This is a genomic window from Acinetobacter sp. NEB149 (assembly GCF_012516415.1).
GTDB lineage: Bacteria > Pseudomonadota > Gammaproteobacteria > Pseudomonadales > Moraxellaceae > Acinetobacter > Acinetobacter lwoffii_V.
In genome coordinates this window covers 3,156,048-3,170,498 of the sequence record NZ_CP051208.1, presented here as the reverse complement: position 1 = coordinate 3,170,498, position 14,451 = coordinate 3,156,048, and the positions used below count along the sequence as shown (strand labels likewise).

10 protein-coding genes and 3 pseudogenes are annotated in these 14,451 nt (G+C 41.1%); 3 read left to right on the top strand and 10 right to left on the bottom strand.

Annotated elements, in window-relative coordinates; translation table 11 throughout:
• Positions 1-19: 19 nt before the first annotated feature.
• The 3 genes from HGD77_RS15210 to HGD77_RS15200 are packed head-to-tail and all read right to left on the bottom strand — an operon-like array spanning position 20 to position 4,609.
• The gene (locus HGD77_RS15210) at positions 20-1,702 is read right to left on the bottom strand and encodes an AAA family ATPase (protein ID WP_168730944.1); all 1,683 of its coding nucleotides are present in this window, start codon (positions 1,700-1,702) and stop codon (positions 20-22) included.
• Positions 1,699-3,819: a Mu transposase C-terminal domain-containing protein gene (locus HGD77_RS15205; protein WP_168730943.1), complete on the bottom strand. Its 2,121-nt coding sequence runs from the start codon at positions 3,817-3,819 to the stop codon at positions 1,699-1,701. The genes HGD77_RS15210 and HGD77_RS15205 overlap by 4 nt, the downstream gene beginning before the upstream one ends.
• Positions 3,806-4,609 (bottom strand): heteromeric transposase endonuclease subunit TnsA, encoded by an 804-nt coding sequence (locus HGD77_RS15200; RefSeq protein ID WP_004728826.1) that lies wholly within the window; start codon positions 4,607-4,609, stop codon positions 3,806-3,808. Before HGD77_RS15200 ends, HGD77_RS15205 begins: the two co-directional genes overlap by 14 nt.
• Positions 4,610-5,037: 428 nt before the next feature.
• Between HGD77_RS15200 and HGD77_RS15195 the strand changes: the two genes are divergently transcribed.
• The 3 genes and pseudogenes from HGD77_RS15195 (at position 5,038) to HGD77_RS15185 (ending at position 6,864) form a co-directional block, all read left to right on the top strand.
• Entirely contained in the window at positions 5,038-5,304 is a 267-nt protein-coding gene (locus HGD77_RS15195; RefSeq protein ID WP_004728824.1) for a DUF1778 domain-containing protein, read from the top strand.
• A gap of 126 nt (positions 5,305-5,430) precedes the next feature.
• Positions 5,431-6,398 (top strand): annotated as a pseudogene (locus HGD77_RS15190) (IS30 family transposase).
• A pseudogene (locus HGD77_RS15185) lies at positions 6,395-6,864 on the top strand (GNAT family N-acetyltransferase). The pseudogenes HGD77_RS15190 and HGD77_RS15185 overlap by 4 nt, the downstream one beginning before the upstream one ends.
• Before the next feature lie 593 nt (positions 6,865-7,457).
• On the opposite strand, the gene glmS reads toward HGD77_RS15185, so the two are convergent.
• From glmS to ribBA, 7 genes and pseudogenes are all read right to left on the bottom strand, one after another.
• Positions 7,458-9,296, bottom strand: a complete 1,839-nt coding sequence (glmS, locus tag HGD77_RS15180) for a glutamine--fructose-6-phosphate transaminase (isomerizing) (RefSeq protein WP_168730942.1) — start codon at positions 9,294-9,296, stop codon at positions 7,458-7,460.
• A gap of 12 nt (positions 9,297-9,308) precedes the next feature.
• Positions 9,309-10,673 carry a bifunctional UDP-N-acetylglucosamine diphosphorylase/glucosamine-1-phosphate N-acetyltransferase GlmU gene (glmU, locus tag HGD77_RS15175; protein ID WP_005268139.1) on the bottom strand — a complete coding sequence of 455 codons (1,365 nt, stop codon included), beginning with the start codon at positions 10,671-10,673 and terminating at the stop codon, positions 9,309-9,311.
• Between the two features lie 20 nt (positions 10,674-10,693).
• A complete protein-coding gene (locus tag HGD77_RS15170) occupies positions 10,694-11,215 on the bottom strand; it encodes a phosphatidylglycerophosphatase A (protein WP_026056540.1) in 522 nt (173 codons plus the stop codon).
• Positions 11,193-12,109 (bottom strand): annotated as a pseudogene (gene thiL / locus HGD77_RS15165) (thiamine-phosphate kinase). The gene HGD77_RS15170 and the pseudogene thiL overlap by 23 nt, the downstream one beginning before the upstream one ends.
• A 17-nt stretch (positions 12,110-12,126) precedes the next feature.
• Positions 12,127-12,576, bottom strand: a complete 450-nt coding sequence (gene nusB, locus HGD77_RS15160; protein WP_005173752.1) for a transcription antitermination factor NusB — start codon at positions 12,574-12,576, stop codon at positions 12,127-12,129.
• 4 nt (positions 12,577-12,580) lie between these two features.
• Entirely contained in the window at positions 12,581-13,051 is a 471-nt protein-coding gene (ribE, locus tag HGD77_RS15155; protein WP_004280926.1) for a 6,7-dimethyl-8-ribityllumazine synthase, read from the bottom strand.
• 18 nt (positions 13,052-13,069) lie between these two features.
• On the bottom strand, positions 13,070-14,185 hold the full coding sequence (gene ribBA, locus HGD77_RS15150) for a bifunctional 3,4-dihydroxy-2-butanone-4-phosphate synthase/GTP cyclohydrolase II (RefSeq protein WP_005268135.1): 1,116 nt from the start codon (positions 14,183-14,185) through the stop codon (positions 13,070-13,072).
• Positions 14,186-14,451: the final 266 nt, after the last annotated feature.

The window sequence follows — 14,451 nt, the reverse complement described above, 5'->3', positions numbered from 1 at the left end:
CTTACTCTCTATTTTTTGTTTAATGCAACACAGGAGAGGTGGGATCAAACAAATAGTGAGATGATTTTAATAGCTCATAAACATCGACTTCCTTTTCTTGTGCTTGACTGAAAAAATTCCGTAAGTCATTGGCTTCAGTGCTCTTCCATTCTTCTGCTTTCATGACTTTGCGTGATGTTCTTGGTTTTCTTACCGATGTTGTTGTCTGAGGCTGGTCCAATTTATCTTTTGCTACAGAGCCGTCTAATACTTCCAGAATATGTTGGAGTAGTACCTGTAAGTTCTCGTTTGGATATTTTTTTAATGCAGAAGTGACATGCAGATCAATTGTAGCAGCGGGGTGACCTAAGGCCGTTAGCATACCTATCAGTGTGGAATAATGTGGTCCTAGATCTTTACGCTGTATTTCCGTTTTTAATGCAGCTTTGAAACGGTGTTGTTCAACATATTCCTCAATTTGAACTTGAGGGATCGTTAAGTCAGAATACCGTGCAATACGTGTGGGGTTGCCTGAGCGGAGTGCATCCAAAATATCGTGGACTGGCTGTAATTGTTCTTCGTAGACTTTTTTAAAAAGTTCAGATGTAATTTTTTCCAGACCAATGGTGATTGCATGAATCTGCACCAAGCAGAACAGTTTAACCACTAAATCTGGAATGCCCTGCGTATAATAATACCAAGTGTTTCTTAATTCATCGGTCAGTTCAGCTGGTAGTTGAACCCATTGATATTGCCACAGCTTGTTGGTGAAAGCATACCATTCAGAAATGATCATTTGATCAGGGGTGCTAGGATCGGGAGTGGGTGCTTCATTGCGCATAGGTTCCCAGATTAAAGAGCCTAATCCCGCACTGCGTCTAGCTGATCTTAAATCTTCTTGCAGAATTTCATTGGCTTTGGGTGTCCCAATCATCACAATTGGAATGGATGCCACATTCACAAGGGTGACAAAGAAATTAAGAATGATTTCAGCCCCGCCAGATTTTTTTGTATTCAAATGCTGGATTTCATCAATGATTAAAAGTCCAATAGAATAATTATTTGCGATAATTTTCATCTGCTGCAGCATAGCATTCACATTTAAGCGACTTCTGGTGAAACGATGCTCGAAGTTTGTATCTCCTAATGCTAAATCTACTGCTCTAAAAAAGTTTGAGCATAAGTTTTTTAAAGAGCTGTCATGCGGACAATCAATTTTAAGGTAAACAATTTGTTTTAATCCCAGCTCTCTATGTTCAATCACTTGCGGGTAATAACGCAAAATTTTGTTCATTGTCGTTGTTTTACCGCTTCCCGAACATCCTATAATTGACATGCTAGTTGCAGTCGACTCTGGAGGTGCATAGCGGTAAGAGCTCTCATTTGATGGCTCTAGTTGCTGAAAAGCAGCGTGTAAATGTCGATGTCTATCCCCATTAGTGATGTTTCTGCTCACGTAACCTTGCCGGATCATGATAGAAATTTTTTGTTCAAGGGATAGGTGTTTGGTGAGTGGTTGGAAAAAATCATGAGGCAGTTGAGCAATTAGATGAATTCTTTCTGGTTGAGGCAAAAAACGCTGCTCTGGAATAAATTTTAGTTTCCCTCGTAGGTGTTTAATAACCGACTTCGTGTCAAGAATGGGCGGTAATTGAGTAATAAGAGGATTATCCCCATAGATGTCTTCTATTGATGTATTAATCGCGACTTCATTATTATTCATTCTTCATCGTCCTCTTCGAATAATTGTCTCATTAAATCTGGTTGACTTGTTAAATCCAGATTGTTGCTTTGAGATGGGGAGGGGTGAGCATTATCGATGTTGGGGTGGATAGTCCGGATAGGGTTAACTGACCTCTTCTGAAGGTGCTCTGCACGTTCTACTTGAATTGCTTCTTGTTTGTTTTGACGGATATCCCGAGTACGTTGTGCTTTAGAAAGTTGGTTAACTCCTGCTTGAGCCTGCCGACTCTGTGCTGCGTGAATGATTTTGTCAGTAAAATCCTGCAATTCACTGATGGCCACAGACTTTAATTGTGAATGCTGTTTTTCAACAGTTTTGATCGCTTTTTGAATCTGTTCAGCTTCCCACCAGGTCAGATGCTGATATTGACGTGAGGCATCACTTAAATGGGCTTCCCAGTATTCCAATTTATTTTCATCAAAGAAAACATAAATAGTATTAACTGAGTATGGGTCAAAACCAATGCGCAACTTTTTCGGGCGGGATTTGGTCGTGTTACGAATAAACCAGCCTTGTTGATGCATTTCTAAACATTGATAGACTAATCCTTTAACTTTAAGTCCTTTATCACTTAATGAGGCATCGATCCTAGGTAGCAAGCCAACATATAGTGATTTGTTATCCACTTGTCTCAACATCCCAGTACGGTGCTGTAGGCCCCACTGCCAGAGCTTAAGAGGGATAGAAGGCAGGTTAGTCGGCATATCGGCACTGCGGTCATATTTTGTCAAAACGTCAAAATTATTGCGTAATAAGACGCAGCTTAATATGATTTTTCTGAACTCTTCCAAAGTAAGACAAGCTTCTAGCCGATAATCATGTCCGCCTTTCTTTTTTTCCTTGAATCCAGAAACAACACCAATATTCTCGTAGGATTTAAAGCGTGACTGAATGATTCCAAAAGCCCTCTCCACAATACCTTTGGCATCGCTTCGATACGGTGGCGCATTTTCAATACGAACAGAAAAGTTTTTTTCAAGAAGTTCAATTTGATAGCCAATTAGTTCACCGCGGTCTGCAAGTATGGCACCAGGTAAACCATAAATAGGCCAGTCTTCTGGTTGTATTTGCAAGCCATAACTCTGACAGAATGTCACTTTATCTTGGATTGCAACACTAAGACATTGTATGGCTGTATTAAAGGAACTGTTTTCCATGCCGACATAAAGCCCAGTAATCATCCGGCTGAATACATCGATAACAATATATACGGTAGGTCGGCCAATAATCTGTGATGGATCTCGTGATGATACAAGGTAGATGTCAGCGATTGTTGAATCTATCTCATAACGTGCACCAGGACCATTTGCTTGCTTGGTCGCTGTTGAAGTCAGAGGTTTGTGATCTTTCAGGGTTTTCTGATTCGTCAAAATTTCCTTGGAATTGTTCTGATTTCTGTATCGCGTATTATAAAAGTAATAGAATTGAGCATACGTTGGAATATCTGCAGCTTGCACTTGATGAAAGTGCTTGGAAAATAAATTTTTAAACCGAAGATAAGTTTCGTTAATGGATTGTTTTTTGACAGGAACTAAATAATCTTCGATGGCTTGCTTAAAATATAATTCAACCTGTTCAGTGACATTCTTACCTTCATTCGATTCATAAATGCGTGGTCTGCCAATTTTTTTATCACCTATAGCTCTTTTTTGGCCTTTTCCACCTGAGTTTTCATAGTCCGGTACCAAAGCATTTATAGTTTGACCACGTTGCCAGTAGCGTCTTAGGAGTCGTAGGATTTTATTAATTGATACTTCTTTTTCTAGATGTATAGTTTTAATTTTTGCAGTCCTGATTTTTGCATTGATAAGAACTTGTTCATCATTAATTAAATCTTGAATAATAAAAAAGTTTTCATCTCTTTTTTTGAGTTGAATAGAATCCTCACTCAAGTTTAATCGTTTTAAGTGTTCATAAGGATCTTGTGCTGGTATTAGGCTTTGATCATCTGAGAGAGTTTGAAGTTCCTTGGATAAAATGAGTTCAGGAAAAGCATTTTTATTATCAATTGCAATCCATACGGTATACTGCGGTAAGAATTTGAGTATCCGGTATTGTGTTGAATTCAAGATGTAAACTGAATTAATTAGTTGCATGGACTGTATTCTCGTTCTGGAGCAAATTACTTGCATGAATATCAGAGAGTTTAAGCTCCAAGTACGAAATTTCTAGATTAAATTGCAGTATTCGCAGGGCAAATAGTTTTCTAAACAATGCGAGCGTCGTTCCGATACCCCTTTTTTGAGTTTGGTCAGTATGGTTGCAGAAAGAGATCAATGAGCTTTGAGGATACTGGCTAATTTCTTCCATAAAATAAATTGCTTGATCAATCATATGATTTGTTATTTCAAGATTATTTTTTTCTACATACAGCCATTTAATGTTCTCTAGTACCGTAGCAGGAATATCCTTTTCGGTAATCAGCTTGAATGGCGTATTGTGCTCTTCTTCCCAGTAACGACGTTTAATTTCTAAAGACTCAATAATATGTGCTTTATTCAAATCCTTACTATAAAGAGTGTCGAGGGCTATAGAAAACTTACCAAAATCAACTAAAAAATCTGAAGATAGGGTAAAAGGTAGATAATCAACCGATACCTTTTTCATCCGGTAACGAGAACAGATGGAGTTAAGATCATAGATATCCAAAGGATAATGTTCACGAATATCTGTAACGTTCTGATTCCAGTCAAGCAGCAAAAAGGTGGATAACTCTAGATCAGAAAACAAGTGGTGAAGACGTTTACTCACACGACCTTGTACTCTATGAGAGCGACCAATTGAACTGAAGTTATGAACAGTTTTGCAAGATTTATAATCTCGTCCATGGCCTTGGCCATATCCTTCTTTTACTAATTCCTCATAGTTTTTTATAATTTTTGTCATACAGAAGACCTATGAATTTTGGTTGATAATTCATCATATCTCAAGGAAGATAATTTTGTATTTGGCATAAATATACAAACTTAAATATATTTATATACAAACAAAATTTTATAATTTTTATTTAATTGTTTTTTAAATTCAGTAGCTTAATAATTTATCGGGTATTTTAGTACTCAATTGCTGAGTTTAAAAAACGTTTAGGATAGGCAAAAGTATTCAAATTACATCTTAGTAAACATCGTTGCATATTTTTATGTAAACCAACTGCATATTCAGACTCAAACCCGACCATTCATTTTGGTTCATAGTAAAATGCTTATTTTATATTCCAAATATTTTAAAACAAAATATGCAAATTTGAATCTTAAAGTACTGCCTTAATCTGCTATAACTTGTACATCATATTGATGCACAAGTTGGTGGGAAATATGGCTAACTTAGCAACAGAACGAATCAATGTTCGTTCAACTGTAGATGCAAAGAATGTAATTGAGCAAGCTGCGAATTTATTGGGTCTTAGTGTGAGTTCCTTTATGATCCAATCCTCATTTGAACGAGCAAAAGAATTACTTAAATATCATCACGAGTTAAAAGTAAATAATGCTGATCGTGATATGTTAATGAATTTGCTTGAAAATCCACGCCCTGCAAATGATGAGATGAAAAAATTAATGAGTTTATTGGATGAAAATTGAGGTTTTACAAGACCAGGCAGAGTAAAACTTGAAGTGCGACATAAACCACCTAATTAATTTAAAGGGTTTATGGAGTATATAAAATTGTCATACCATCATCTTAACTTTGAAGATCGTACTGCATTAATGCTTGAGTCAAGAAAAGAAGGCTTTTCACCCAGAAAATTTGCTGAACTTATTAAAAGACATCCTAGTACGATCTATCGTGAACTTAAAAGAAATAGCATCAATGACGTTTATCAAGCTCGATATGCTTCTGATAACACCTTCGCTAGACGTAGACGTGGTCACAGAAAACTCAAAATCGACTCAATCCTCTGGAGATTTATTGTTGAAGCGATCCGTTGTTTATGGTCTCCTCAGCAAATATCGAAGCGTTTAAAGACATTTCCTGATTTGGATCAAACAATGAATGTAAGCCATACAACGATTTACTCAACTATACGAGCATTACCAAAGGGTGAGTTGAAAAAAGACTTATTATCCTGTCTGCGTCATGAAAATAAAAAGCGAAAAGCTAACGGTGAACCTAAAAAGATTCTATATTACAGGATATTAAAACTATTCATGAGCGCCCAGCTGAAGTTCAAGAAAGAAAAATACCGGGTCATTGGGAGGCCGATTTAATTAAAGGTAAAGACAATAAAAGTTCGATAGCAACACTTATTGAACGAAATACACGGCTCTGTATCTTGGCAACATTACCTGATGCAAAGGCAGAATCAGTGCGCAAGGCTTTAACTGAAGCTCTGAAATATTTACCTGCAGAACTGCGTAAAACGTTGACCTATGACCGTGGACGTGAGATGTCAGAACATAAAATACTCGAAGAAGATTTAGGCATAGATGTATATTTCTGTGACCCACATTCACCATGGCAAAAAGGCACATGCGAAAATATGAATGGTTTAATTAGGCAATATTTACCTAAAGGGATTGATTTAAATCAGGCAGATCAGCATTATTTAAATCAAGTTGCCATGTCACTGAATACTCGTCCTAGAAAAGCGTTAGATTGGCTTACACCATTAGAGAAGTTTGCTCAGCTTGTTGATTATCATAAGGCTTTTGAAACTGTCGCACCTCATGTTTGAATTCGCCCCATCATCAGAAAAAATCATTTAATTGTGGGCAAGATGATCTAAATAAATCCATAAAATAATACACATCCCAACATCAGAAATCAGGAACAAGTAAAACCTATGTTGCTATTGATGATGATACACAGTAGGTGAGAGGATTTTATTGTCTATCAAGTACCTCTATAGGATTTAATGCTATTTTCACTAAACGATTACCTCGTTATCCATTACCTTGTGTGGTTGTGGGTCGCTTTGCCGTTGATCAAGCAGCGCAGGGCAAGGAATTGGAAAAGTACTTTTAGCTCAGGCTCTTAAACAAGTTTCAAAAGTTGCTCAAATTATTGGTGTTAATTTTGTTGTAATACATGCAAAAGATCAAAAAGCCATAGAGTTTTATCAGCGTTTTGGCTTTATCTCATTAACATCAAATCCATTAACATTAATATATCCAGTGAATGAAATACCTAATTTTAAATAAGGTGGGCTGCTAGTAACAGGAGTAGCTAGTAGACTTATTCAGAATTTGCACATAGCTCCTTATCCCTTATTTTGCTTTATGACCAAATATTGCGCCTAATTATGGGAATTTAATTAAGTTTGTTTTATTTTTTTCTTAAGTTGTTGATATTAATTGTTCTTTATATTTTAATTTTAAAATTAAGTTTGTATTAAAATTTGGTATCCTGAGTTTTAAATGAAATTAAGTTTGTATTAGATTCTTCCACTTTAAAATACGAATTCTTGCTCAGAAAGGGGAAGCATACTTTAAATAAAAATGAAATGTTTTCAAGGCGAGGTCAAAAAGGGATGCTTTTTGAATCTAGGGTGGGATTTTTATATATCTATATTGTTGAATATATTAGTAATAATTTTATATTTCTGGTGTGATTCTAATTTGAATTTAATTATATTAAAAACCCTGTAGACTTGGTGAAGAATCACTAGGTCTACAGGGTAGGGTTTTGTTCGTGTACTTCATTAATATACAAACTTAAATAATTAAATCTAAACTTAATTATTTGATACAAACTTAATTATACGAACACAATTTCCCAGCCTTTAACAAAAAAATTATTCTACAGTGACTGATTTTGCCAGATTACGTGGCTGATCGACATCGGTACCACGAAGTACAGCCACATGATAAGACAGTAATTGCACCGGAATGCTATACACAATTGGTGCCAAGATTGGATCGACGCTTGGTACAAAGACTACATGTTGACGGTCTTTGGCTTTAATACCGCTGTTTTCATCAGCAAACACAAACAGTTCACCGCCACGGGCCTGAACTTCTTCCATATTGGATTTCAGTTTGTCCAGCATGTCATCCTGTGGTGCCAGAATCACCACTGGCATGTCGTTGTCAACCAAGGCCAATGGACCATGCTTCAGTTCACCTGCCGCATAACCTTCAGCATGAATATAGGAAATTTCTTTAAGTTTCAGTGCACCTTCCAGAGCGATCGGGAAGTGCGTACCGCGGCCCAGGAACAGACAGTGCTGCTTTTCTACAAACAGTTCAGAAAGGCGTAAAATTTCATCGTCATGATGCAAGGTATCCAGAATCACTTTTGGCATATGCCATAAGTCGGTGCTAATGGCTGCGACCTGTTCTGCTGAAATTGTATTTTTGACTGTACCCAGTTTCAGTACCAACAGCATCAGTGCAGCTAGCTGTGTGGTAAAGGCTTTAGTCGATGCGACACCAATCTCAGGGCCTGCCAAAGTCAGCAGACTGTGATTGGTTTCACGCACCATCGAAGAGGTCGCCACGTTACAGATGGTCATCGTGGTGATGTCTAGCCCTTTGGCTGCTACACGTTTCTGTGTATCACGTAATGCAGCCAAAGTGTCGGCAGTTTCACCGGACTGGGAAATACACACATATAGCGTGTGATTCACAATCACTGGCGTGCGATAACGGAATTCGCTGGCAATCTCGACCTGACAAGGCAGATCAATCAGCTGTTCAAACCAGTATTTGGCAATCATGCCAGCATGATAGCTGGTACCGCAGGCAATAATCTGGACTTGCTGAATTTTGGAGAAGTCCTGTTCCGCACTGGCAAGGAAGTCTTCGCGCAGATCATTACCATTTAAGGCTTGGGAAATCGTCTGTTTGATCGCTTCAGGCTGCTCATAAATTTCTTTGAGCATGTAATGCTTGTACTCACCTTTAGAAGCATTGCTGACCGCAGCATCCAGTTCTTTGACTGGGCGATTCACCAGTTGACCATCGACAAAGACTTCAATGGTGGTGCGGGTCAAACGGGCAATATCACCTTCTTCCAGGTAGATAAAACGGTTGGTAATCGGGAGCAGCGCCAGCTGGTCAGAACTGATAAAGTTCTCGCCAATCCCCACACCAATGACGAGTGGCGAACCTTCACGTACGGTAATCAGTTCATCCGGATGATCTGTATGCACGATACCTAGGGCATAAGCACCTTTGAGTTGTGGTACCACCTGGCGCACAGCTTCCATTAAGCTGGGGGTGGATTTCAGGGCGTCATTGATCAGATGTGCAACCACTTCTGTATCGGTCTGTGAAGTAAAGACATAACCCAAAGCTTCAAGATCATCTTTGAGTTCTTGATAGTTCTCAATGATCCCGTTATGAACCACTGCCACATTTTCAGAAATATGCGGATGGGCATTTTCTTCAGTCGGTTTGCCATGGGTTGCCCAGCGTGTATGTGCAATGCCAAGTGAGCCGCTGATCTGTGATTCATTTACGGCCTGTTCAAGGTTCGCGACCTTGCCGACACGACGTTCACGCAGGACCTGGCTATTGTTGATGAGTGCCAAACCTGCTGAATCATAACCCCGGTATTCCAGGCGTTTTAAGCCTTCAATCAAAATATTGGTAATACTACGTTCTGCAATGCCACCGACGATACCACACATATTTATTCCCCCTTATTTCTTGATTTTTTGCGGACGTGGATAGTTTTCTTTGGCAAATTGCTTAGAACGTTCTACCGCCAAACTGTTGTCTTCCACATCACGAGTAATCGTCGAGCCTGCACCCACTGTAGCACCATTGCCAATTTTCACAGGTGCAACCAATGAACTGTTCGAACCAATGAAAGCCTGATCACCAATGATGGTTTTAAATTTATTCACACCATCATAATTGCAGGTAATGGTACCTGCACCAATATTAGAACCGGCACCGATTTCAGCATCCCCGAGATAGGTGAAGTGGTTGGCTTTAGAGCCTACGCCAATTGTGGTATTTTTCACTTCTACAAAGTTACCGATATGCACCTCGGCAGCAAGCTTCGCACCCGGACGCAGTCGTGCAAAAGGGCCAATCTGGGTATCTTCACCGACGATAGCATTGTCAAAAATGCTATATGGCTGAACCTTGGTGCCAGCTGCAATCTTGGTATTCTTGATAATACAGCCAGCGCCAATTTCAACGTTGTCGCCCAGCTCGCAATCACCTTCGATAATCACGTTGATATCAATGCGGACATCCTGACCGACAGTCAAATTGCCACGCAAGTCAAAGCGGCTTGGATCAATCAGATGTACGCCTTGCTGCATCAGCTGTTTTGCTTGATAAACCTGGAACTGACGTTCTAAAGCAGCCAGCTGCACCCGGTCATTTACCCCTTCAACTTCAAAAGCCTGCTCAGGTTCTACCGATGCAACTTGCATACCATCTGCCAAAGCCATCGCGACGATATCCGTCAGGTAATATTCACCTTGAGCATTGTCATTACTTAAACTTGGCAGCCATTGATGCAGTTTGGCATTGCTGACCGCATAAATACCGGTATTAATTTCTTTAATCTGACGTTGCTCTTCGGAAGCATCCTTGTGCTCAATAATGGCCTGGATCTGACCCTGTTCACGCACAATACGACCATAACCATTGGCATCTGGCAGGGTAAGCGTCACCAGACCAATACCGGTTGCTGCAGTGGCATCGAGTAATTTTTGTAAGGTTACAGGATTAATGCACGGCACATCGCCGGAAAGAATCAGCGAGACGCCGTCTTGTGGCAGGACAGGCAAGGTCATTTGTACGGCATGACCGGTACCCAGCTGTTCAGCCTGTTCGACCCATTTAATATCCTCTTGTGCAAATGCTGTCTGAACCCGATCACCGCCGTGACCATAAATCGTAATAATATTATCTGCGTTTAATTTTTTTGCCGTTTCAATGACATGACGCAGTAAAGGACGTCCTGCAAGGGGTTGTAATACTTTCGGTAAGCTAGAGCGCATGCGCGTTCCTTTACCTGCAGCAAGAATAATAACAGTCGTTGACATGTTCTAATCCTAAATATGGCTTATGCCACGATGAAGTAAAAATAAAGCAAAATACAAAGAGCCGCCCAAAGGCCGGCAATAATGTCATCCAGCATGATGCCGAAGCCACCAGCCACTTGACGATCAATCACCCTGATCGGCCAAGGTTTCCAGATATCAAATAACCTGAACAGGGCAAAACCGATGAGCAACCATAACCAGTTCATCTGGCCTAAATAGATCAGGGGCAAAAATGTGATGGATTGTCCGGCAAATTCATCCCAGACGATGCGGCCATCATCATGTACACCCATGACTCTAGCAGTATGCCCGCAGATATATATGCCAATCAGGGACATGATAGCAATGGCAAAAACACTGTTTAGAAAACCAAAATGCAGCCAGATAGGGATAAATAAAAGTGCAAAGGCCGAACCGAAAGTACCCGGTGCTTTGGGGATGAGACCGGAACCAAATCCTACCCCACTAAATACAATCAGTCGGTCGGTCCATGACATGGCTTTAAAATTGATCGCAGGTTTATGCAAAATGTTGATACCCATTAAATTGAAATAAATGGTCTGTGCCATCTTTTTCAAAAGTTAAGCCGTCTTGCTGCTGAATTGTGCCGATCATACTAATCGAAACATCAAGTTGTTTTTGCAATAATTTTTCGTAATTTTGCGAGCTTAGTGTAAAACATAATTCATAATCGTCACCACCTGCCAGTGCATACTGCCATTTTTGTGCATCGTCTAATGTCTGCAGGGTAGGACTGATCGGTAAGTTTTCGAGTTGCAGCTTTGCACCGACTTGAGAAGCTTTGAGAATATGTCCAAGATCTTGTGCCAAACCATCCGAGATATCAATCATGCTATGCGCCAGACCTTTTAGGGCAGCACCGAGCTGACAACGTGGCGTTGGATAATCCAGACGTTTTTGCAGTGGATGACCAAGATGCTGTAGTGCAAAAGCAGCATCTCCAACGGTGCCGCTGACACAGACCAGATCACCCGGTTTCGCCCCTGAGCGTGGCACAGCCTGGCCAATATCCACCCAGCCTAATGCAGTGACAGACAGGGTTAAATGAGGACTCTGAGTGGTATCACCACCGATTAAACTCACCCCAAATTGATCGCAGCAATCATATAGACCCTGACTAAAAGCTTTTAGCCAGTCATGATCAATCTGGGGTAGGCTCAATGCGAGTAAAATACTGTGCGGGGTTGCACCCATCGCAGCAATATCAGATAAATTGACAGCCACAGATTTCCAGCCAATCGCATGCGGATTGGTGTCCATTGGAAAATGGCGTCCAGCAACCAGGGTGTCGGCACAGATGACCAGTTGTTGCTGAGGAGGGGGGTGAGCAAGGCTGAATCGTCACCGACGCCTAAATCGACAGAATTGGCATTCTTGCGATTGAAATAGGTGTCGATAATCGAAAATTCAGCCATCCAACATATCTACGCTATTAGTTAGACTGCTGTTTTTCTGCTGCACGCAAGGTTGTCGCTAAACGATCTAATACACCGTTGATGTATTTATGGCTGTCGGCACCGCCAAAATGTTTAGCCAGTTCGATTGCTTCATCCAGAACTACGCGATATGGAATCTCAAGATGTTCTTTGAGTTCATAGGCACCAAGACGAAGGGTTGCAAGCTCAACACCATCCAGTGCTGAAAGTTCGCGATCAAGTACCGGAACCAAGAGCGCATCCAGCTCTTCATGATTGGCAACCACTTGAGTCAACAATTCATGATAATAGCTCAGATCCACTTTGTGCATGGCATTTTCCACACGCGTACGTGCTTCAATCTCATGCACCGGATTGTGGCTCATCTGCCATTCATAAATTCCTTGTACAGCAAAGCGACGTGCTTTACGTTTTGCTGCATAAGTTGCTTGAAGTGTTTGCGACATAGCGTTAAATAGCCTTTAACAAGTTAACCATTTCAATCGCAGTCAGGGCAGCTTCGCTACCTTTATTGCCTGCTTTTGTTCCAGAGCGTTCAATCGCTTGTTCAATACTGTCCGTAGTGAGTACACCGTTAATGACAGGCAAGCCAGTGTCGAGGCCAACTACGCCCAAACCTTTGGCACATTCGCCTGCAACGAAATCGAAGTGAGGCGTGCTACCACGAATCACGGCGCCAAGCGCGATGATGGCATCGAAACGATCTGAAGCTGCCAGTTTTTTCGCAACTACAGGAAGTTCCCAGGCACCAGGTGCATGAACAACAGTGATATTATCCTCTGATACACCATGACGTTTCAATGTATCAATGGCACCTTCTAACAGATGTTCAACCACAAAGCTGTTAAAACGACCAACTAAAATCGCATAACGGTCTTCGTTCGCGAGATGTAACATACCTTCAATACGGCGAACTGCCATAACAACCTCGATGATTTCTTAAGATGTTTGTTGTGCGGTGATGTATTCCACCACTTCTAAGTTAAAGCCTGACAGGGCATTGAAACGCAATGGAGAGCTCAGCAGCTTCATTTTTTCAACGCCTAGATCACGCAAAATTTGTGCACCCACACCAATGGTCTGATACTGCTGAGACAGTGCAGCATTTGATTTTACATTTTTTGGTGCTTTAAGGGTATCTAATGCTGGACCCAAATCCTGTAAATGGCGCTGGCCAATCCAGACCAGTACACCACGATCACTATTGGAAATTTCTTTCAGGGCACGATCCAGGTTCCAGGCCGGTTCGCCATCCTGTTTCTTCAGTTTGAGCAAGTCGCGGGTCGGGTTAAAACCATGTACACGTACTGTGGTCACACCCTCTTTAGGCTCACCTTTGACCAAGGCCAGATGGATATCCGGATTACCCAGTTCACGATAGCGGTACAGGTCAAAGCTGCCGTATTCAGTATCAATACTTTGCTGATCAATACGCTCAACCGTTTGTTCATTGGTCATGCGGTAATGAATCAGATCGGCAATCGTGCCGATTTTTAGGCCATGCTTTTCAGCAAAGACTTCCAGATCCGGACGGCGCGCCATGGTGCCATCTTCATTAATGATTTCACAAATGACTGATGCTGGTTCCAGTCCTGCTAAACGGGAAAGATCACAACCTGCCTCGGTATGTCCGGCACGGTGCAATACACCGCCTGGTTGCGCCATCAGCGGGAAGATATGTCCTGGCTGTACAATATCTGCCGGTTTGGCATGAGCAGCCACAGCAGTTTGAATTGTGTGCGCACGTTCAGCCGGAGAAATACCGGTAGAAATACCTTCAGCCGCTTCAATCGACAGGGTGAAATTGGTCCCATGCTGGGCGCCGTTGGCATCTACCATCAAAGGTAGATTTAACTGCTGGCAACGCTCTTTACTTAAAGTCAGGCAGACCAGACCACGTGCGTGGGTGATCATGAAGTTGATGTCTTCAGGACGTACGTGCGTGGCAGCAATCACCAAATCGCCTTCATTTTCACGGTCTTCATCATCCATCAGGATGACCATTTTTCCTGCACGGATATCTGCTACAAGCTCTTCAACAGTATTGAGCGGCATCAACCTTCACCTTCTTTTTTGATCTTGATCAGACCGAATCATGACATTATTGGGTACATAGTCTAACGCTTTTTGCGCAATTTTGCCTATGCTTATTGCTTTCCCTCTAGTGGTTCATTGTTATACACAGTCTTGATAAACATGAAAAGCCGACTTTAAAGAAAGCCTAGGCTTTATGCAGGTTTTTTGAGCAAGTAAAAAGCATAAAAAATGAGAAACTTAGGTGAAATCAACATAAGCTCAGACATTAAGGTGTTTTCAGAAAG